Annotated in this window: 21 protein-coding genes and 1 other RNA gene; 9 read left to right on the forward strand and 13 right to left on the reverse strand. The window is 64.8% G+C overall.

Annotated elements, in window-relative coordinates; all coding sequences use genetic code 11:
- Positions 1-75: 75 nt before the first annotated feature.
- Positions 76-603, reverse strand: coding sequence for a peptide deformylase (gene def / locus ACQR1W_RS35995; protein WP_434855211.1), 528 nt, complete (start codon positions 601-603; stop codon positions 76-78).
- Positions 604-782: 179 nt separating this feature from the next.
- Here def and ACQR1W_RS36000 point away from each other — a divergent pair, with 179 nt between their 5' ends.
- The 3 genes from ACQR1W_RS36000 (at position 783) to ACQR1W_RS36010 (ending at position 3,844) form a co-directional block, all read left to right on the forward strand.
- Positions 783-1,997, forward strand: coding sequence for a DNA recombination protein RmuC (locus ACQR1W_RS36000; protein ID WP_434855280.1), 1,215 nt, complete (start codon positions 783-785; stop codon positions 1,995-1,997).
- 92 nt (positions 1,998-2,089) lie between these two features.
- On the forward strand, positions 2,090-2,389 hold the full coding sequence (locus ACQR1W_RS36005) for a GIY-YIG nuclease family protein (protein WP_434855212.1): 300 nt from the start codon (positions 2,090-2,092) through the stop codon (positions 2,387-2,389).
- Between the two features lie 90 nt (positions 2,390-2,479).
- Positions 2,480-3,844, forward strand: coding sequence for an AmpG family muropeptide MFS transporter (locus ACQR1W_RS36010; RefSeq protein WP_434855213.1), 1,365 nt, complete (start codon positions 2,480-2,482; stop codon positions 3,842-3,844).
- Position 3,845: 1 nt separating this feature from the next.
- Here the strand turns inward: ACQR1W_RS36010 and ACQR1W_RS36015 are convergent, their stop codons facing one another.
- The 6 genes from ACQR1W_RS36015 to ffs all read right to left on the reverse strand — a co-directional run bounded on the left by ACQR1W_RS36015 (position 3,846) and on the right by ffs (position 7,787).
- The gene (locus ACQR1W_RS36015) at positions 3,846-4,226 is read right to left on the reverse strand and encodes a hypothetical protein (RefSeq protein ID WP_434855214.1); all 381 of its coding nucleotides are present in this window, start codon (positions 4,224-4,226) and stop codon (positions 3,846-3,848) included.
- A 61-nt stretch (positions 4,227-4,287) separates the two neighbouring features.
- Positions 4,288-4,713 (reverse strand): hypothetical protein, encoded by a 426-nt coding sequence (locus tag ACQR1W_RS36020; protein ID WP_008974395.1) that lies wholly within the window; start codon positions 4,711-4,713, stop codon positions 4,288-4,290.
- A gap of 22 nt (positions 4,714-4,735) precedes the next feature.
- Positions 4,736-5,335 (reverse strand): recombination mediator RecR, encoded by a 600-nt coding sequence (gene recR, locus ACQR1W_RS36025; protein WP_008974394.1) that lies wholly within the window; start codon positions 5,333-5,335, stop codon positions 4,736-4,738.
- A 26-nt stretch (positions 5,336-5,361) separates the two neighbouring features.
- Positions 5,362-5,682, reverse strand: coding sequence for a YbaB/EbfC family nucleoid-associated protein (locus ACQR1W_RS36030; protein ID WP_008974393.1), 321 nt, complete (start codon positions 5,680-5,682; stop codon positions 5,362-5,364).
- Positions 5,683-5,695: 13 nt separating this feature from the next.
- Entirely contained in the window at positions 5,696-7,573 is a 1,878-nt protein-coding gene (locus ACQR1W_RS36035) for a DNA polymerase III subunit gamma/tau (RefSeq protein WP_434855215.1), read from the reverse strand.
- A 117-nt stretch (positions 7,574-7,690) separates the two neighbouring features.
- Positions 7,691-7,787, reverse strand: an RNA gene (ffs, locus tag ACQR1W_RS36040) — signal recognition particle sRNA small type.
- 151 nt (positions 7,788-7,938) lie between these two features.
- Here ffs and ACQR1W_RS36045 point away from each other — a divergent pair.
- The 5 genes from ACQR1W_RS36045 to ACQR1W_RS36065 all read left to right on the forward strand — a co-directional run bounded on the left by ACQR1W_RS36045 (position 7,939) and on the right by ACQR1W_RS36065 (position 11,943).
- The gene (locus ACQR1W_RS36045; protein ID WP_434855216.1) at positions 7,939-8,358 is read left to right on the forward strand and encodes an HIT domain-containing protein; all 420 of its coding nucleotides are present in this window, start codon (positions 7,939-7,941) and stop codon (positions 8,356-8,358) included.
- 3 nt (positions 8,359-8,361) lie between these two features.
- On the forward strand, positions 8,362-9,300 hold the full coding sequence (gene nudC / locus ACQR1W_RS36050; RefSeq protein ID WP_434855217.1) for an NAD(+) diphosphatase: 939 nt from the start codon (positions 8,362-8,364) through the stop codon (positions 9,298-9,300).
- Between the two features lie 198 nt (positions 9,301-9,498).
- On the forward strand, positions 9,499-9,999 hold the full coding sequence (locus ACQR1W_RS36055) for an Lrp/AsnC family transcriptional regulator (protein WP_434855218.1): 501 nt from the start codon (positions 9,499-9,501) through the stop codon (positions 9,997-9,999).
- A gap of 128 nt (positions 10,000-10,127) precedes the next feature.
- On the forward strand, positions 10,128-10,457 hold the full coding sequence (locus ACQR1W_RS36060) for a hypothetical protein (RefSeq protein ID WP_434855219.1): 330 nt from the start codon (positions 10,128-10,130) through the stop codon (positions 10,455-10,457).
- 19 nt (positions 10,458-10,476) lie between these two features.
- The gene (locus ACQR1W_RS36065; RefSeq protein ID WP_434855220.1) at positions 10,477-11,943 is read left to right on the forward strand and encodes a methyl-accepting chemotaxis protein; all 1,467 of its coding nucleotides are present in this window, start codon (positions 10,477-10,479) and stop codon (positions 11,941-11,943) included.
- Between the two features lie 59 nt (positions 11,944-12,002).
- Here the strand turns inward: ACQR1W_RS36065 and ACQR1W_RS36070 are convergent, their stop codons facing one another.
- From ACQR1W_RS36070 to ACQR1W_RS36095, 6 genes are all read right to left on the reverse strand, one after another.
- Complete coding sequence (locus ACQR1W_RS36070; RefSeq protein ID WP_434855221.1) at positions 12,003-13,502, reverse strand: phosphomannomutase/phosphoglucomutase; 1,500 nt, start codon at positions 13,500-13,502, stop codon at positions 12,003-12,005.
- Between the two features lie 125 nt (positions 13,503-13,627).
- Positions 13,628-13,972, reverse strand: coding sequence for a HepT-like ribonuclease domain-containing protein (locus ACQR1W_RS36075; RefSeq protein ID WP_434855222.1), 345 nt, complete (start codon positions 13,970-13,972; stop codon positions 13,628-13,630).
- Complete coding sequence (locus ACQR1W_RS36080; protein WP_434855223.1) at positions 13,962-14,258, reverse strand: nucleotidyltransferase family protein; 297 nt, start codon at positions 14,256-14,258, stop codon at positions 13,962-13,964. Before ACQR1W_RS36080 ends, ACQR1W_RS36075 begins: the two co-directional genes overlap by 11 nt.
- Positions 14,259-14,326: 68 nt before the next feature.
- Complete coding sequence (locus tag ACQR1W_RS36085; protein WP_434855281.1) at positions 14,327-14,824, reverse strand: TIGR02281 family clan AA aspartic protease; 498 nt, start codon at positions 14,822-14,824, stop codon at positions 14,327-14,329.
- Between the two features lie 165 nt (positions 14,825-14,989).
- A complete protein-coding gene (hrpB, locus tag ACQR1W_RS36090; RefSeq protein ID WP_434855224.1) occupies positions 14,990-17,464 on the reverse strand; it encodes an ATP-dependent helicase HrpB in 2,475 nt (824 codons plus the stop codon).
- 119 nt (positions 17,465-17,583) lie between these two features.
- Complete coding sequence (locus tag ACQR1W_RS36095; RefSeq protein ID WP_434855225.1) at positions 17,584-18,903, reverse strand: UDP-glucose dehydrogenase family protein; 1,320 nt, start codon at positions 18,901-18,903, stop codon at positions 17,584-17,586.
- Positions 18,904-19,077: 174 nt separating this feature from the next.
- On the opposite strand from ACQR1W_RS36095, the gene ACQR1W_RS36100 reads away from it, so the two are divergent.
- Positions 19,078-20,127, forward strand: coding sequence for an acyltransferase family protein (locus ACQR1W_RS36100; RefSeq protein WP_434855226.1), 1,050 nt, complete (start codon positions 19,078-19,080; stop codon positions 20,125-20,127).
- Positions 20,128-20,135 lie beyond the last annotated feature (8 nt).

Raw genomic sequence — 20,135 nt, forward strand, 5'->3', positions numbered from 1 at the left:
CCCTCCCCCCTTGTGGGGGAGGGTTACAAGGGGGAGAGAGCCGACCGCGCGGGCCGATCGAGCTCGCCCTGTTCATTACTCCGCCGCCCGCTTGGCGGCCTTGGCGAACTTCTTCATCACGCGGTCGCGCTTCAACTTCGACAGATAGTCGATGAAGAGCACGCCGTTGAGGTGATCGATCTCGTGCTGGATGCAGGTGGCATAGAGGCCTTCGGCATCCTCCTCATGCACCTTGCCGTCCAGATCGGTAAAGCGCACCCGCACCCGCGCGGGCCGCTCGACCTCCTCGTAATATTCGGGGATCGACAGGCAGCCTTCCTGATAGACCGACAGTTCGTCGGACTTGGACAGGATCTCCGGATTGATGAAGACCCGCGGCTCGGCCTTGCCTTCGCCGTTCTCGTCGCGCTTGGCGAGATCCATGGTGATGACGCGCACCGGCTGCGCGACCTGGATCGCCGCGAGCCCGATCCCGGGCGCGTCGTACATGGTCTGGAACATGTCGTCGACCAGCTGCCGGATCTCCGGCGTTACCTTCTCGACAGGTGTGGACACCAGCCGCAACTGTTTGTCCGGCAGGATGATGATTTCTCTGAGGGCCATGGCGCGCGATTTAAGCGCGCCGCAGCACGCGGTCAATCTGAACGCCGCCCATCGGGCCGTCCCCGAGCGACGAATTTTAGGTCAGCGTTAACCATGAATCTCAACGGTTCGTTAACCATAAATGTTCTTATTTTGTTCCTGCTTATCCGCGAATCTGATAGATTGGGCCTATGACCCCGATGAACCCCGTCGTTTTCGTGATCGGCAACCTGCCGGTCCGAGCCTTTGACGCGCTGACCGGCTTCGGCGCGCTGGTGCTACTGCTGCTCGTTGTGATCGCACTGGTGGTGGCCCGCTCCGGCCGGCGCGGGGCCGAGCTTGCAACGATGCAAGCGATGCGCGCCGACGACCTGGAGCAGCGCCTGTCCGAGATGCTGCGGGCCCAGAGCGAGGCGTCGGGGCGGGTGGACGCGATGGCGCAGGTGCTTGCCGGCCGCCAGACCGAGCTCGCGCGCACCGTCAACGACCGGCTGGATTCCGTGACTCACCGCGTCGGCCAGTCGATGGAGCAGACCACGCGCCACACGATGGAGTCCTTGCGCGTGCTGCATGAGCGGCTCGGCATCATCGACCATGCGCACAAGAACCTGACCGAGCTGACCACGCAGGTGACGACGCTGCGCGACGTGCTCGCCAACAAGCAGGCGCGCGGCGCCTTCGGCCAGGCGCGGATGGAGGCGATCGTCCAGGACGGGCTGCCGAAGGGGAGCTACGCGTTCCAGTACACGCTGTCGAGCGGCAAGCGGCCGGACTGCGTCGTGTTCCTGCCGGATGCGCGCCCGCTCTGCATCGATGCGAAATTCCCGCTCGAGGCCGTAACCGCGCTGCACGACGCGCGCAGCGACGAAGAGAAGCGTTTCGCCGGCCAGCGGTTGCGCGCCGATGTGCTGAAGCACGTCAACGACATCGCGGAGAAATACCTGATTGTCGGCGAGACCCAGGATACCGCGCTGATGTTCGTGCCCTCGGAATCCGTCTATGCCGAGATCCATGACGGCTTCGACGACGTGATCCAGAAGGCCTATCGCGCCCGCGTGGTGCTGGTGTCGCCGTCGCTGTTGATGCTCGCGATCCAGGTGATGCAGCAGATCATGAAGGACGCACGCATCCGCGACGCCGCCGACCAGATCCGCACCGAGGTGATGCACCTCGGTGACGACCTCGGCCGCCTGCGCGAGCGCGTGCTCAAGCTGCAGAAGCACTTCGGCGACGTCAACGAGGACGTCCGTCAAATTCTGATCTCCGCCGACAAGATCGAGAAGCGCGCCGGCCGCATCGAGGAGCTCGATTTCAGCAAGGCCGACGCCCCGGTCGAAGCGCCACGGATCGTGGCTGCGCCGGGCGCGGCACCCGACCTGTTCCCGCTGGCGGGACGGATGCAGGCGGGGGAGTAAGGCGGCTTCTTTTTTGGAGCAAAAGCAGCCTCTTCAGCAATGGTCGTCATCGCCCGGCTTGACCGGGCGATCCAGTATCCCAGAGGCCGTAGATGAGCGAACGCAGCTTCTACGTCTACATACTCGCAAGCCACGTCGGCGGCACGCTGTATATTGGCGTCACGAACGATCTCATCCGTCGTGTTGCCGAGCATAGATCGCAAATGTCCGACAGCTTTACGAAGCGCTACGGGGTCGCTCGGCTCGTATACTTCGAAGTTTTCGAGCAGATCGAACATGCGATCCACCGCGAGAAGCGGTTGAAGAAATGGCAGCGAGCCTGGAAGATTACATTGATCGAGAAAGACAATCCCAACTGGATCGATCTCTATCCGCAGATCGCGGGAGTCTAAAGATAAGCCTCTGGAATACTGGATCGCCCGGTCAAGCCGGGCGATGACAGCTTTGCTTGTGGCTCGGTCGAAATCTGCTACCACCACTTCATGGTTGCTCCAGAACTGACATCCAAATCGGCGACAACTCCCGCCAAGTCCCCCACCTGGCGCGAGAGCGTGGCCGTCTACCTGCAGCCGCGCGTCTTGATCGTGCTGTTCCTGGGCTTCTCCTCCGGCCTGCCGCTGGCACTCTCCGGCTCGACTTTGCAGATCTGGATGCGCGAGGTCGGCGTCGATCTCGGCACCATCGGACTCTTCGCTCTGGTCGGAACTCCGTACACACTGAAGTTCCTGTGGGCGCCGCTGGTCGACGCGCTGCATCTACCGCTGTTCACCGCCGCGTTCGGCCGCCGCCGCGGCTGGCTGGTGTTTGCGCAAATGCTGCTGATCGGATCGATCGGGCTGTTGGCCCTGACCGATCCTGCCCGCGCGCCGTTCATGGTTGCGCTCGCGGCGCTCCTGGTCGCTGCGACCTCATCGACCCAGGACATCGTGGTCGACGCCTTCCGGGTCGAGAGCCTGCCCGAGAGCGAGCAGGCCGCAGGCATGGCGGCTTATGTCGCCGCCTACCGCATCGGCATGCTGGTCTCGACCGCCGGCGCGCTCGTCGTCGTCTCGGCATTCGAGAGCAGCGGCCTGCCGCGACCGTCGTCGTGGATGTGGGGCTACATCGTCATGGCCGGGCTGGTGCTGATCGGCACCGTCACCGCACTGCTCGCGACCGAACCCGCGCAATCCAAGCAGGCCGAGGCCGCTACCGCAGCAGACACCGCAATCGTCCGCGTGATCCACGCCGCCAGCGGCGCGTTCTCGGAATTCCTCACCCGCAAGGACGCGCTCGCCGCGCTCGCCTTCGTGGTGCTGTTCAAGTTCACCGACGCCTTTTCCGGCACCATGACGGCGCCCTTCGTGATCGATCTCGGCTTCAGCAAGGTCGACTATGCCGCGATCGTCAAAGGCGTCGGGCTTGCCGCGACGCTCGCCGGCGGCTTTGCGGGCGGGTTCCTGGCGCGGCGCTATTCACTGGCTACGAGCCTGTGGATCAGCGGCGTGGTTCAGGCGCTCGCCAACCTCTCCTTCTCCTGGCTCGCAATCACCGGCGTGAGCCAATGGGCGCTGGCACTGGCGATCTGCGCCGAGAATTTCACCAGTGCGATCGGCACCGTGATCTTCGTCGCCTATCTCTCGGCGCTGTGTCAGAACCCGCTGCACACCGCCACCCAATATGCGCTGCTCACTGCGCTGGCGGCAGTGGGACGGACTTATCTGTCGTCAGGCGCGGGCTATGTGGCGAAGGCGACCGGCTGGCCGCTGTTCTTCATGATCTGCGTGCTGGTCGCGATTCCGAGCCTGGTGCTGCTTGGCTGGCTGCAGCGGCGCCGGCATTTTGACGGCCTGCAGATGCGAGTCTGATCTATCGCTTGAGGTCGTCGCGCACCTTTCCATTGAGCCGTTCGAACTCAGCCACGACCGCGTCACAGGCCGCCTTTTCGGCCTCGCAACGCACGTCCATCTGAATGGACAGGTTATCTCCTTCCTGCATCACCCGGCGCCGAATTGCGGTGGGATAGGCAGGATGGTCCGACGGCACAAATGACCAGACGGTAAGGGCCGCGCTGTCCTCGATCACGGTCCAACCGGATTGCATTGAGCTCCTGGTACCCGGTTTGGTGCGTAGCCCCTCCAGTGCCGCGGCAACACTGGGGTAACCGAGATCGACCTGACCGCCCTCCTCGGACGCGGCCGCCGGCGATGCAAGGGCCGTGGCAACGACAAGCGCTGGTAGGGCTTTCATCCGCGACCTCCCGTCACGCACGCACCTGGCGTATCGCTCCATCGCACAAGCTAACCAGGAATTAGCGCTTCACCAAGCTCCATTTCGTGATCACCGCCTCACTCACCTGCCCGGCATCCTGCGCGCAGGCGATTTCGCCGACCTTCACCGCGATCTGCTTACCGAGCAGGCCCTTCAATTGCGCGGCCTGCGCATTGTTGGCGATGATCAGCTGAAATGTCTCCGGCCCGGTCTCGAGATTGCAGAGCCCGTTCGGCGGCGGCAAGCGACGCGGTTCGCTGGCAATCTGATAGGCCATGGCAGGCTCACCGGGCTTGGCGCCGCGAACCTTCAGGACGTTGAGCTCACCCGACAGCACGTCGCCGGCATTGATCGGCTTGCCGACCTTGAGCGGCTCGTCGCTCTGCTGCGCCAGCGCCAATGGCGCTGACAACCCGGCCAGAATCGCGCCCAAAGCCAGCCGTTTGCCGAATCCGCGTTTCGTCATCGATCAACTTCCGTATGTTTGCTTAGAACAGGGTCCGCTGCCGCATCGCGGCCGACAGCGTGCCTTCGTCGAGATAGTCAAGCTCGCCGCCGACCGGCACGCCATGCGCCAGCCGCGTCACCTTGACGTTCGCCTCCTGCAGGAGGTCGGTGATGTAATGCGCGGTGGTCTGACCGTCCACCGTCGCATTCAAGGCCAGGATGATCTCATTCACCTCGGGCGCGTGCGCGCGCTGCACCAGCGCATCGATCGTCAGATCCTGCGGACCGACACCGTCGAGCGGCGACAGCGTACCGCCGAGCACATGATAGCGGCCGGCGGTCGCGTTCGCCCGCTCCAGCGCCCAGAGGTCGGCGACATCGGCGACCACCACGATCATCGCGCCGTCGCGGCGCGGATCGGTGCAGACCGTGCAGGGATTCTGCGTGTCGATATTGCCGCAGGTCTTGCAGACCTGGATGCGCTCGATGGCGACCTGCAGCGCGGCCGCAAGCGGCGTCATCAGCGCCTCGCGCTTCTTGATGAGATGCAGCGCGGCACGACGCGCCGAGCGCGGCCCAAGCCCGGGCAGGCGCGCAAGCAGCTGGATCAGACGTTCGATCTCGGGACCGGCGACGGCCATCAGTTCAACGATTCAGCCCAGCAGACTTAACCAAAGCCGAATCCCGGCGGCAGGCCGAGCTTGCCGGTGATGGCCTGCATCTTCTCCTGCATCGCGACCTCCGCCTTGCGGCGCGCGTCGTTGCAGGCGGTGACCACGAGATCCTCCAGGATCTCGGTCTCCTCGGGCTTCACGAGCGACGGATCGATCTTGATGCCCTTCACTTCCATCTTCGCGGTCATGCGCACCGCGACTAGGCCGCCGCCGGAGGTGCCCTCGACCTCGAGGTTGCCGAGCTCCTCCTGCATTTCCTGCATTTTCGACTGCAGCTGCGCCGCCTGCTTCATCATGCCCAGAAAGTCGGCCATCGCTTACGTCCTCTTAGAACATCTCTTGATCATCGCTATCAGACTCGTCGACCGGCTCGACAGCGCTGCTAGCTTCGGATTCCGGCGGCTCGGGGGCAAGCTTACGAACCTCGACCACCTTGGCGCCGGGAAAGCGCGCCAGCACCTCCTGCACCCGCGGATCGGCCTCCGCCGCCCGTTCGCGTTCGCTTTTCGCGCGCAGATTCTGCTCGCGCAAGGTCGCCTGTCCCGGCTCGTTGGAGACAACGACCGTCCAACGCCGGCCGGTCCAGTCTTCCAGCTTGCGTCCAAGATCTGTGACAAGCGCGCGCGGGGCGCTGCGTTCCAGGGCAATCTCCAGCCGCCCGTCCTCGAACCGGACCAGGCGGACATCGGCCTCGAGCGCGCTCTTGGTCATCAGATCGCGGTTCTTGCCGGCAAGAGCGACGAGTTCCTGGAAACTGGCCAGCCGAAGCGCCGGCGCTGAGTCCTGCGGGGCAGGTGCCGGCGTCAACATCTGCGGCCGCATCGGACTGCCGACCGCAGCCAGGGTCGGGCCTTGGCTGAGACCTTGGGCACGCGCTGGCTGGGAAGCCATTGGAGACGATATGGCGGAGCCCGACATCGCCGGCGTCGGAGCGCCACGTGGCGCTGCACTCGACGTCGCGACCGGCGCGGCGCCGCCGTTCTGCTCGATCATCCGGATCGCTTCATCCGGCGTCGGCAGGTCAGCGGCATAAGCGATGCGCACCAGCACCATCTCCGCCGCTGCCGCCGGCCTCGTGGCGCTTTGCGTCTCGGCGATGCCCTTCAACAACATCTGCCACATCCGCGACAGCACCCGCATCGACAGCTTGGTCGCGAAATCGCGCGCGCGCAGCCGTTCGGTCTCACTGAAAGCGACATTGTCCGCGGTCGCCGGCACCACCTTGACGCGGGTGACGAAATTCACGAATTCGGCGAGATCCGACAGCACCACGACCGGATCGGCGCCGACATCATATTGATCGCGGAATTCGTTGAAGGCCGCGGCGATATCGCCGCTGGCGAGGTGCTGGAACAGGTCGATGACGCGGGTGCGGTCGGCCAGGCCCAGCATCTGCCGGACCTCCTCGGCGCGGACCTCGCCGGCCGAATGCGCGATCGCCTGGTCGAGCAGCGACAGCGAATCGCGCACCGAGCCTTCGGCCGCACGCGCGATGATGCCGAGCGCCTCCGGCTCGATCGTCACGCCTTCCTTGGTGGCGATATTGGCCAGATGCTTCATCAGCACGTCGGCCTCGACCCGGCGCAGATCGAAACGCTGGCAGCGCGACAGCACGGTGACCGGGACTTTCCGGATCTCGGTGGTCGCGAACACGAATTTGGCGTGCTCTGGCGGCTCCTCCAGCGTCTTCAGGAAGGCGTTGAACGCCGCCGTCGACAGCATGTGGACTTCGTCGATGATGTAGACCTTGTAGCGGGCGCTGGCCGGCGCGTAGCGCACGCTGTCATTGATCTGCCGGACATCGTCGACGCCAGTGTGCGACGCCGCGTCCATCTCCAGCACGTCCATGTGCCGGCTTTCCATGATCGCCCGGCAATGGGTGCCGAGGACGGGCATATGGATGGTCGGCCCCTTCACCGATCCATCCGGCATCTCATAATTCAGCGCGCGCGCGAGGATGCGGGCGGTGGTGGTTTTGCCCACCCCGCGCACGCCGGTCAGAATCCAAGCCTGCGGGATGCGGCCGGTCTCGAAGGCGTTCGAGACCGTACGGACCACCGCGTCCTGGCCGATCAAATCTTCGAAACTCGACGGGCGGTATTTGCGCGCCAGAACCCGGTAGGGCTTGGCTGCGGAGGTTGTGGCGTCGAAGCCGGCCTGCGCGGCGCTGTCGGGCGTGGATGGAGAAGCGCCAGCCTCAGTCATCGATTGAATGTCTTCCAGCCGGCTCGATCGCGAAGACTGAACCGCGGCGGAACGGAGCCGAGTGCCCGCGGCTTGCGGGGTCTCCGCTCATGATGCACGATTCGCTCGAGAAAACAGGTAGGAGACTGACGAGCGACCCGATCCGGACCTCGTTAGGGCTGCTTCCTTCCGGACCTGACCCGGTTGGCGAGTGGCTCGTCCACCGCCAATCTCCCGGTCCCTATTTGGGGCCAAACGGACCGGAAAGCAAGCGGGACGGCACTCCTCCTCCGACACTTGTGCAGGACGCCGGAAAAGCCTTAGGTGCCGTCAGCCGGACCAGGTCCGGCCGACGCGCCTGATTCGTGACAATCACCGGGGAACCGATGCCCGACTCCGCCTGGTCGCTGCACCCGCAGCTTGCGAAGGACACCATCGATATCGGCGACCTGCCGCTCTCCCGGGTTCTGGTGATCAAGGACGCGAACTATCCCTGGATGCTGCTGGTGCCGCGACGCGAGGGCGCGGTCGAGATCATCGATCTCGACGAGGTGGCGCAGGCGCAGCTGATGACCGAGATCGCCCGCGTCTCGCGCGCCCTCAAAGACATCACCAAATGCGACAAGCTCAATGTCGCCGCGCTCGGCAACATGGTGCCGCAGCTGCACATCCACCTTATCGCGCGCCGCACCAGCGATGCGGCCTGGCCGCGCCCGGTCTGGGGCGTGGCGCCGCCTTTGCCGCATGACGCTGAAGAGGTGCAGCATTTCATCAGCGCGATCCGGCGCAAGATCTGGCTAGGATGAATAATGTCCCCCTTCGACCTGTTTCCGCTCGGGCAGCCGGCCTTTGTCCAAAACGCCGTCGACCGCGCCGCCCACCTGCGCTTCCATGACGACCAGCTGATCGCGCTGGAACGCAATCCGTCGACCCGCGCCTATGTCGTGCATCGCGATTCGCTCCTCATGAAGCGCGAGGGCGATGCCATGCGCGCGCTGCTCTCGATCGACGAGGCGCTCGGGTTCGGGGCCAACCCCGGCACGATCTTTCTCGGCCTGCGGGATGGCGGCGCGCTGTTCGGCATGGGCATCTCGCCCGCTGCGGCCGAGGCGCTTGCCGGCCGCGACGATGTCGCCGTGACCGAGCTCCGCGGCATTGCCATGCAGGGCACGATCCCGCCGGACGAACTCGGCGCGATCGCGATGGCCAAATCGATGGTGTCCTGGCATCAGCGCCACGGCTTCTGCGCCAATTGCGGCACGCGCACCGGTATGCGCGAGGCCGGCTGGAAGCGCGAATGCCCGAACTGCAAGACCGAGCATTTCCCGCGCACCGATCCGGTGGTCATTTCGCTGGTTGCGCATGGCGACAAATGCCTGCTCGGGCGGCAACAGCGCTTTCCGCCCGGGATGTATTCCTGCCTCGCCGGCTTTGTCGAAGCCGCCGAGACCATCGAGGACGCGGTGCGGCGCGAGGTGTTCGAAGAATCGGGCATCCGCTGCGCCGATGTCACCTATTACATGACCCAGCCCTGGCCCTATCCGTCGTCCCTGATGATCGGCTGCAGCGCCCGCGCGCTGAACGAGGACATCGTGGTCGACCGCACCGAGCTCGAGGACGTGCGCTGGTTCAGCCGCGAGGAGGCGCGGCTGATGCTCGCGCGCCAGCATCCGGACGGGCTCTCCGGGCCACATCCCTTCGCCATCGCCCACCATCTGGTCGGCCGATGGCTCAAGGGGACGGAATAGCCCGTCTTCTTTTCTTTCGCCGTGTCGTTTCCCCCTGCGACCATTCCGCCCATCCGAGACCTGCAAGCTTCTGAGGCTGCTGCCCTTTTTCGCACGCGGCCGCGCTGCGCCGGCCGCTGCCGGCGGACTGACCTTGATTTGGAATGTTTTTCTCTATATGAGGGATTTAATGACCTTGTATGGAACAAAATTCTTCCCATGACCGATATCGCCGCCCAACTCCCGGAAGCCAACCGCCGGCTGGACGCCATCGACCGCAAGATTCTGATGGTGCTCCAGGAGGATGCCTCCTTGTCGGTCGCCGAGATCGGTGACCGGGTCGGGCTGTCGTCCACGCCCTGCTGGAAGCGCATCCAGCGCCTGGAGGCCGACGGCGTGATCCTGCGCCGGGTGGCGCTGGTCGATCAGAACAAGATCGGCCTCGGGCTGACCGTGTTCGTCTCGGTCGAAAGTCCCGACCATTCCGACGCCTGGCTGAAGCGATTTGCTGAAGCCGTCAGCTCCATGCCGGAGGTGATGGAGTTCTACCGGATGGCCGGCGACGTCGACTACATGCTGCGCGTGGTCGTCGCCGACATGCAGAGCTACGACGTCTTCTATAAAAAATTGATCAGCGCAGTGCCGCTGAAGAACGTCACCTCGCGCTTTGCCATGGAAAAGATCAAGTCGGTGACCGCGCTGCCAGTGCCGCCGGTCTGAGGCGCCTGGTCGCGCCGGCATTGCCGTTGCGGCGCATCGCCGCAACGAGACGCAGGCTGCCTACCCCCGTAGTTATCCCTAACGGTTGTTTACCGGACTTTAGCTCCGTCGATCTATCCTAGGATGCGATGGCGTCGGGTACAACTTTACCTCCGCCCCGGTTCGCCTGGCTGAACGCCACGGTGCTGCTACTCGCGAGCTTTGCTGCGGTCGCTGCGCTGTCGTTGCAGGTCCGCCCCGGGAGCGAGATCGTGGCCGTGGCTTTCCCGCCATGGTGGAGCACGCAGCAGGCGATGCTAGCGGCGGCGTCCGCCGATGCCGCGCTCGTTCGTACGACCACCCTTCCGTCGCTGCTGGTCGTGCGTCCCGGCGCAAGCGACGGACTCGCGCGTCTACGCGAGGCCGGAGCTTGGTTGGCCATCGACCCGCAGGCGGTCTCCGCCTGCCTTTCGAGATGATCTGTTTGGGGAATTGGGAATGACCGTCGAGACCAACGATCTGGCAACCCTCCGCGACACGACCAGCAAGGTCCTACTCGCCGTCCTCTGGGTCCACGTTCCGCTTGCACTCATCATCGGGCTGTCGCGCGGCGACTGGCTGATGCCGACGCTCCTGATGGCCGCCATGGCGCTGGCTGCAACCCTGTCGTGGCGCAGTGCCGGCAGCGCCCTGTCGACCCAACTCACCGTTGCGGTGGCCTTGATGGGCGGCGTCTCGGTCCTGGTCTATCAGATGTCAGGGCATGCCTGGCAGATCGACATGCACATGTACTTCTTCGCCGCCCTGGCGTGCCTTGTCGCCTATTGCGATTACCGGCCGATCCTGGCTGGAACGGTCGCGGTCGCGCTCCATCATCTGGTGCTGAACTTCGTCTTGCCGGCCGCGATCTATCCCGGCGGCGCCGATTTTGGCCGCGTCGTGCTGCACGCGGTCATCCTGCTGATCGAAGCCGCCGTGCTGATCGCAGTCACATTCAAGCTCTCGCAGCTGTTCGAGACCACCGCCAGCAAGACTGCCGAAGCCGAAAAGGCCCACGCGGCCGAAGCTCGCGCCAACGCCGAACGTTCCGAGACCGAAAGCCGCGCCAAGCGCCAAGGCGACATCGCCCGGCGCGAACTCGCCGAAGGCTTCGAGCGCAAGATCGGCGGCATCGTCGAGGCAGTCGCGGTCGCCGCGAACGAGATGCAGGTCCTGTCGTCCTCGATGAGCCGGAGCAGCGCCGAAGCCTCGCGACAGACCTCGGCCGCGGCCAGCGCTTCGCAGCAGGCCTCGACCAATGTCGAGACGGTAGCCGCCGCGACGGAAGAGCTGACGGCATCGATCAACAACATCTCCCAGCAGGTGACGCGCTCGGCGCAGATCGCCGCTAAGGCCGCCGACGAGGCCCGCCGCACCAACACGGTGGTGGAGAGCCTCGCCGCTGGCACCCAGAAGATCGGCGAGGTGGTGACCTTGATTCAGACCATTGCCAGTCAGACCAACCTGCTGGCGCTGAATGCCACCATCGAGGCGGCGCGGGCCGGCGAGCACGGCAAGGGCTTTGCGGTGGTCGCGAGCGAAGTGAAGGCGCTGGCCAACCAGACCGCCAAGGCGACCGAGGAAATCTCGAGCCAGGTACAGAGCATCCAGAGCGCCACGGGCGATGCGGTCAGCGCGATACAGGCGATCGGCGGCACCATCGCCGAGATCGACGAGATCTCCAAGGAAATCGCCACCGCCGTCGAGCAGCAGGGGCTCGCCACCGGCGAGATCTCCGGCAATGTGCAGCAGGCGGCCGAAGGCACCCGCCAAGTCAGCCACAGCATGGGCGGCGTGACCCGCGCCTCCGACGAGACTGGCAGCGCCGCATCGCGGCTGCTGGAGTCCGCCAACGGACTGTCCTCACAATCGAGCCGGCTGAAATCCGAGGTCGAGCACTTCCTGAGCTCGTTGAGCGCAGCCTGACTGCTGCCCCGGCAAACCAGCGGCGTCCATGCCCCTCGCGGGGCATGGACGTTCATCGGTCAGATCTTCTGATTATACGCGCCCACCTCGGGATGGGTGCGCAGCACGGAATCCATGGCTTCGAACATGTCGCGCATGCGCTGCTCGGAGACGGGGCTCTCAACCACGACGACCAGCTCCGGCTTGTTCGATGAGGCCCGCACCAGCCCCCAGCTGCCATCCTCGACCGTCACCCGCACGCCATTGACGGTGACGAGGTCGCGGATCGGCTGACCCGCCACCCGGCCGCCTTGCCGCTGCAGCGTCTCGAAGTGCTTCACGACCGCATCGACGACGCCATACTTCGCTTCATCGGCGCAGTGTGGCGACATGGTGGGCGACGACCAGGTCTTGGGCAGCGCGTCCTTCAGATTCGCCATCGACTTGCCGGGCGCGCGATCAAGCATCTCGCAGATCGCAATCGCCGAGACCAGGCCGTCGTCATAACCGCGCCCGAACGGCCGGTTGAAGAAGAAATGGCCGGACTTTTCGAACCCCGCCAGCGCACCGAGCTCATTGGTGCGCCGCTTCATGTAGGAATGGCCGGTCTTCCAATAGACGGTCTTGGCACCCTGCTTCTGCAGCACGGGATCGGTCATGAACAGGCCGGTCGATTTCACGTCGACCACGAACTGCGCGTCCTTGTGGATCGACGACATGTCGCGTGCCAGCATCACGCCGACCTTGTCGGCAAAGATCTCCTCGCCGGTGTTGTCGACCACGCCGCAGCGGTCGCCGTCACCGTCGAAACCCAGACCGACATCGGCCTTGTGCGCAAGCACCGCGTCGCGGATCGCGTGCAACATCTCCATGTCTTCGGGGTTCGGATTGTATTTCGGGAAGGTGTGGTCGAGCTCGGTGTCGAGCGGGATCACCTCGCAGCCGATCGCCTCCAACACCTGCGGCGCAAAGGCGCCCGCCGTGCCATTGCCGCAGGCCGCGACCACCTTCAGCTTGCGCTTGAGCTTCGGCCGGTTGGTGAGGTCGGCGATATAGCGCGCCGGGAAATTCTCGTGGAATTGATAGGAACCGCTGGCCTTGCCGGTAAATTCGGCGTTGAGCACGATCTGCTTCAGCCGGCTCATCTCGTCGGGGCCGAAGGTGAGCGGACGGTTGGCGCCCATCTTCACGCCGGTCCAGCCATTGTCGTTATGCGAGGCGGTGACCATCGCCACGCAGGGCACATCAAGGTCGAACTGCGCGAAATAGGCCATCGGCGTTACCGCCAGCCCGATGTCATGCACCTTGCAGCCGGCTGCCATCAGCCCCGAGATCAGCGCATATTTGATCGAAGCGGAATAGCCGCGGAAATCATGCCCGGTCACGATTTCCTGCTTGACCCCGAGTTCCGCGATCAGCGCGCCGAGCCCCATGCCCAGCGCCTGCACGCCCATCAGGTTGATTTCCTTGTTGAACAGCCAGCGCGCGTCATACTCGCGAAAGCCGGTCGGCTTCACCATCGGCTCGGATTCGAAGGCGTAGGTGTTGGGGACCAGCAGCGCTTTCGGCTTGGGGAACATGCAGCAACGCCTCGAAAAACTGTCAACTTCCGTGCAGCCTTAGCGAATTCGGAGAGAAATCGGAAGGTAAACGGCCGATTTTCTTTGGACGAGGTAAAGCGCCCGACAGGGGACGCGCGGCTTGGCTACGAGAAACGGGCCACTTCCGCCTCGATCACGATACGAAGAGACGGCAGAGATCTTTGTACCGTTTCCCAGACGAGCCGGGCAGCGACGTCTTCGTAATCCTGCCGATAGACATTTCCTGCCGCCGCCATTTGTTTCCAGGCGATCGCTGGATATCTGGCCTTCATGTCCTCAGGCAACCGGCGCGAGGCTTCTGAGATGATTTCGAGGCAGCGTGTCACGGCGTAAACTGTGCGCAGGTCCTGCTCAAAGGCAGCCCGGTCGAGCCCCCGGAGAAACGAGACTGCCAGATCAATGTGATGCAAGATGTCCTGAAGCGCCGTGCCGATCCGATCAGAAGGCATAGATTGCATCGGCCGTGGCCGCCGGGCGAACGTGAGGCTTGAGGGCGCTCCGATTCACCACGTCGACAGGTCCTTCGAAAAGCGCCGCGATGTACTCCTTGAGCTCGACATAATCGAACACTGTCAGAGATGCGTCCGGATCGATTTCGACCATGATGTCGATATCGCTGTCCTCAGTGGCTTCGCCACGCGCAACCGAACCAAACAAGGCCGCGTGTTTCACGCCCCGCGCACGCAACACGGGTTCGGATCGGCGCAGGGTCTGGATGGCCTCAGAGCTGTTCATGGACCAACTTTAGCACGGCACCACCATTTCCGGGAGAGATGCCGTCTGATGCCCGGCCTATCCGCGCCCTACTGCTCCAGTACCATCTGGCCGCTGGCATAGGCAAAACGCCTCAGCCGCGACAGGAACGAGAGGCCGAGCAGGTTTTCCGACAGCGCCTCGTCGGGCAGGACCAGCGCATCGACGTCGCGCACGGTGATTTCGCCGAGTTCGAGTATCGGAAGCCGGGCACGCGCAGCCTTCACGGTCCCATTGGCCGTGGTCACGGTCGCGGTATAGGCGCCGCGCGCCGGGCGCAGGCCGAACCGAGCGGCCGAGCTCTCGTTGAGCGCCACCAACGAGGCGCCGGTGTCGACCATGAAATTGATCCGCTGGCCGTCGATGCGGCCTTCGGTGCGGAAATGTCCCCGCTGGTCGGAGGGGATGCTGAGGCTGCGCTGGCCTGCCGCGACGGGCTCGACCACGACGGCTCTGGCCGTCGTGGCGGACGCGGGCGCCGGCGTCAGGCGGTCGGCCAATTGCGCCATGAAGGTGCCAAGTCCGATCAGGACGGCCGCGATGATCATGATGTTACGCATCACGCTACTCGACGAACACTCAACTGTTGGCCCCCGTGCGCGATCTCATCATCAAAGACGTTCGCATGCGACGGAAGGCGAAGGGCTGCGACCGCCATTTTGGCGAAAACGGTGAGCGAAGCGTTAACGGCGCGGCCTGTCGTCGAGATTTGATTAGGTTCCGCGCGGCTTGGCCCGCCGGGTGGGCACAGCATTGGCCGGATCGTCCGGCCAGGGATGGCGCGGGTAGCGGCCGCGCAGATCGGCACGAACGGCCGCGTAGCTGCCCTTCCAGAAGCCCGGCAGGTCGCGCGTCACCTGCACCGGCCGTTGCGCCGGCGACAGCAGCTCCAGCACCAGCGGCACCGCGCCCTTGGCAATCGATGGATGGATATTGAGCCCGAACAATTCCTGCAGGCGCACCGCGATGGTCGGCCCCTGCTCCGCCTCATAGTCGATCGCGAGCATAGTGCCGGTCGGCGCCTCGAAATGGGTCGGCGCCTCGCGGTCGAGCCGGGCACGCAGATCCCATGGCAACAGCGCCATCACCGCATCGGAGAGATCACCGGGTGAAACGTCCTTCAGCGCGATCTTGTCGGCGAGCATGGGCGCGAGCCATTCCTCGCGCTTCGCCAGAAGTCCCTCGTCCGACAAATCGGGCCAGCTGTCGCCCTCCGCCCTGCGCAGGAACATCACCCGGTCGCGCCACTGCTTGGCCGCTTTCGACCATGGCAGCCTGTCGATGCCGGCGGCGCAGATGCCATCGGCAAGGACGCGCGCGGTCGCCTCCGAAGGGGTCATCGCGAGCGGGGCCTCGGCAAGCGTGATCGCATGCAGGCTGCGCTTGCGGCGGCCGCGCAAGGCCATCGCTTCGCGATCGAAGCTGATCTCGTCCCTGGTCTCGATCTCGTGGACGAAATGCCGTTCGATGTCGTCGACCGCGAGTGGCGCGGCGAGCAGGATGCGGCCGCTTGCGGCCGTGCCAGTGAGCTCACCGATCGCGATGTAAGGCGTCCGCGCCAGCGACGAGCTCTGCTCGACGGCGGCGCCACGGCCATTGGCGAGCACGAAGCTGCCATTGCCGCGATTGCGCGCAACGCGGTCGGGATAGGCGAAAGCGAGCATGACGCCGGTGGAGAGCTCCCCTCCCTGTTGCGGGGACGGGGACAGAGCCACCTGCGCGGCCCAGCGCCGCGCCATGTCGCGCGCACTCTGGGCGCGTTGCGAGCGGTCGCGGCGGAACTGATCGAGCCGCACCTCGAGGTCGACGCTGTCGCCGCCGAGCCCACGCTCACTGAGGATGGCGGCGATCGCGGCAGCCTGCTCGGCCGCGCCATAGCGGGCGGAGTCGACGATCATGCGGGCCAGCCGCGGCGGCAGCGCCAGCGAACGCAGCCGCTGGCCTTCCTCGGTGATGCGGCCGTCGGCATCGAGCGCGCCGAGCTCACTGAGCAGCTCGCGTGCCTCCTTCAGCGCTGGCGCAGGCGGCGGATCGAGGAAGCTGAGCGTCCCAGGATCGGACACGCCCCATTGCGCGAGATCGAGCACCAGCGACGACAAATCGGCGCTGAGGATTTCAGGCTGGGTATAGGCCGGAAGCGAGGCGGTCTGCGGCTCGTCCCACAACCGGTAGCACACGCCGGGCTCAGTGCGGCCGGCGCGGCCGCGACGCTGATCCACCGCCGCGCGCGAGGCGCGCACGGTCTCCAGGCGCGTCAGCCCGATGTCCGGCTCGTAGCGCGGCACGCGCGCCAGCCCGGAATCGACCACGATGCGCACGCCTTCGATGGTAAGCGACGTTTCGGCGATCGAGGTCGCCAGCACCACCTTGCGGCTTCCTTTGGGAGCCGGCGAGATCGCGCGGTCCTGCACGGCCGCATCGAGCGCGCCGAACAGCGGCACGATCTCGGTCGATGCATCGTGAACGCGCTCGGCCAACATGGTCTGCGTACGGCGGATCTCGGAGGCGCCCGGCAGGAAGGCCAGCACCGAACCGGTGTCCGCGCGCAAGGCTGTCGCGATCGCTTCCGCCATCTGGCGCTCGACCGGCACATCCACCTTGCGGCCGAGATAGCGGGTCTCGACCGGATAGGCGCGGCCCTCGCTTTCCACCACCGCCGCATCGCCGAGCAGCTTTGCAACGCGTGCGCCGTCGAGCGTGGCCGACATCACCAGGAGCCGCAGGTCTTCGCGCAATCCCTGTTGCGCATCGCGCGCCAGCGCCAGACCAAGATCCGCGTCCAGCGAGCGCTCATGGAATTCGTCGAACAGCACGGCAGCAACGCCGTTGAGCTCGGGGTCGTCAAGGATCTGGCGCGAGAAGATACCTTCGGTGACGACCTCGATCCGGGTCGCACGCGACACTTTCGAACCGAAGCGGACGCGGTAGCCGACGGTCTCACCCGCACGCTCGCCCAGCGTCTTGGCCATGCGCTCGGCGCTGGCGCGCGCTGCGATCCGCCGCGGCTCCAGTACGATGATTTTCTTATTCCTGGCCCAGGGCGCATCCAGCAGCGCCAGCGGCACCCGCGTGGTCTTGCCGGCGCCGGGCGGCGCGACAAGGACGGCGGTGGTGCTGCGTTCGAGCGTGCGCGACAGCTCGTCGAGCACGGCATCGATGGGCAGCGGCGTGTCGAAGCGAAGGGGCAATACCAGAACCCGTCATCACCCGCCGAAGCGGGTGATCCAGTCAACTCAGATCTCGCAGATCACGAAGATCGGGGCGTACTGGATACCCCGCCTGTGCGGGGTATGACAATCGCTCCGGATCACGCCCCCTTCACCGTCGCCCGGCCGACGCTCTCATAGACGAAGCCGTGGGCGATCATATCCTCGGGGCGATAGACGTTGCGCAGGTCGACGACGACCGGATGCGCCATCACCTTCTTCAATTGCTCCAGGTCCATCGCGCGATACTGCACCCACTCCGTGACCAGCACCATCGCGTCCGCTCCAGTGGCGCAGACGTAAGGATCGTCACAATATTCGATCTCAGGGAGCTCCTTCTTGGCCTGCTCGATGCCGATCGGATCATGCGCGCGCACCTTGGCGCCCATGTCGAGGAGTCCCGTCACCAGCGGGATCGACGGCGCGTCGCGCATGTCGTCGGTCTCCGGCTTGAAGGTCAGGCCGAGCACGGCGACCGTCTTGCCGCGCAGATTGCCGCCGACGGCACTGGCGACCTTGCGCGCCATCGCGCGCTTGCGGTTGTCATTGACGTTCATCACGGCTTCGACGATGCGCAGCTGCGTGTCGTAGTCCTGCGCGATCTTGATCAGCGCCCGGGTGTCCTTCGGAAAGCAGGAGCCGCCGAAACCCGGACCCGCATGCAGGAATTTCGAGCCGATGCGATTGTCGAGTCCGATGCCGCGCGCGACCTCCTGCACGTCGGCGCCGACCTTTTCAGCCAGGTCGGCGACCTCGTTGATGAAGGTGATCTTGGTGGCGAGGAAGGCGTTGGCGGCGTATTTGATCAGCTCGGCAGTGCGACGCGCGGTGTACATCATCGGAGCCTGGTTCAGCGACAACGGGCGGTAGATGTCGCCGAGCACCTTGCGGCCGCGCTCATCGGAGGTGCCGACCACGATCCGATCGGGCCATTTGAAATCGCGGATCGCCGCGCCCTCGCGCAGGAATTCCGGATTGGAGGCAACCACGACGTCGGCCGACGGATTGGTCTCACGGATGATGCGCTCGACCTCGTCGCCAGTGCCGACCGGCACGGTCGATTTGGTCACCACGACGGTAAAGCCCTTCAGCGCCGACGCGATCTCGCGCGCGGCGGCGTAGACGTAAGACAAATCGGCATGGCCGTCGCCCCGCCGGGACGGCGTTCCCACCGCGATGAACACGGCGTCGGCCTCGGCCACAGGCTGCTTCAGGTCGGTGGTGAAATCGAGCCGCTTGGCCTTCACATTGGCGGCCACCAGCGCATCGAGACCGGGCTCGAAAATCGGGATTTCGCCCCGCTGCAGGGCGTCGATCTTGCCGACATCCTTGTCCACACAGGTAACCTGATGGCCGAAATCCGCGAAGCAGGCGCCGGAAACCAGCCCCACATAGCCCGTGCCAATCATGGCAATTCGCATGAAAACCCCGCTTATGGTTAATGCGCCCGCCTCATAAAGCATTTACGGGCAGAGTGGAAATTAGAAAACGGCATGACGTTTGAATGACAATACGGCACGACGTTTGGATGACAATAAGGAGTTTGAAACAGCGTTGATCTACACCCCACCAGCTGCGCGCCAAAGGGAGACAGCATGACCGCAAACGGCACATCGGCAGTCCCAGGAACCGGGCGGGTCGACTGGGTCGACTATGCCAAAGGTATCTGCATCGTCATGGTGGTGATGATGCATTCGGTCCTGGGAGTCGAGCTGGCGGCCGGTGAGACCGGCTTCATGCATGCGGTCGTCGCATTCGCAAAGCCGTTCCGGATGCCGGATTTCTTCCTGATCTCGGGGCTGTTCCTGCCGCTCGTCATCGACCGGCCCTGGCGGACCTATCTCGACCGCAAGGTCGTGCACTTCGCCTATTTCTACGTACTCTGGGTCACGATCCAGTTCGGCTTCAAGGCGCCGGGTTTTGCCGCTGCGACCAGTTGGACGCACGCCGGCTATCTGTATCTGGAGTCCTTCATCGAGCCGTTCGGCACGCTGTGGTTCATCTATCTGCTGCCGATCTTCTTCGTGGTCATCAAGCTCGCACGGCGGCTGCCGCCACATTTGGTCTGGGGCGTGGCTGCGGGTCTCGAGATGGCGCATATCGTCACCGGCTGGACGGTGATCGACGAGTTCTGCGCCCGCTTCGTCTACATCTATTCCGGCTATCTGTTCGCCGACCAGGTGTTCGCGTTGTCGGAGCGCGCGCGTGCGCGCCCGATGCTCGCCATTGCGGGGCTGATCGGCTGGGCCGTGGTCAACTGGACATTGGTTGCGGTTGGCGTGAGCGAGCGTCCGGTCATCTCGCTCGCGCTCGGTTTTTCCGGCGCCTGCGCCATCATCGTCGCCGGCACCCTGCTGGCGCGGGCCCATCTCCTCAACGGCTTGCGCTTCTGCGGCGAGCATTCGCTTCAGATCTATCTCGCCTTTTTCCTGCCGATGGCGACGACACGCAGCGTGCTGATCAAGACCGGTGTCATTCCTGACATCGGAACGATGGCGCTGCTGGTCACCGCGGCCGGTGTCGTTGGGGCACTGCTGATCTGGCGCCTCGCCCTGCGGCTGAACGCCGATTTCCTGTTCGAGCGGCCGGATGCGTTCTGGATCGCTCCCAGGAAGCAACGCCCCGCGTTGCAGCCAGCGGAGTAGCTGGCACG

Origin of the sequence: Bradyrhizobium sp. HKCCYLS1011 (genome assembly GCF_051167795.1) — a bacterium.
Lineage (GTDB): Bacteria > Pseudomonadota > Alphaproteobacteria > Rhizobiales > Xanthobacteraceae > Bradyrhizobium.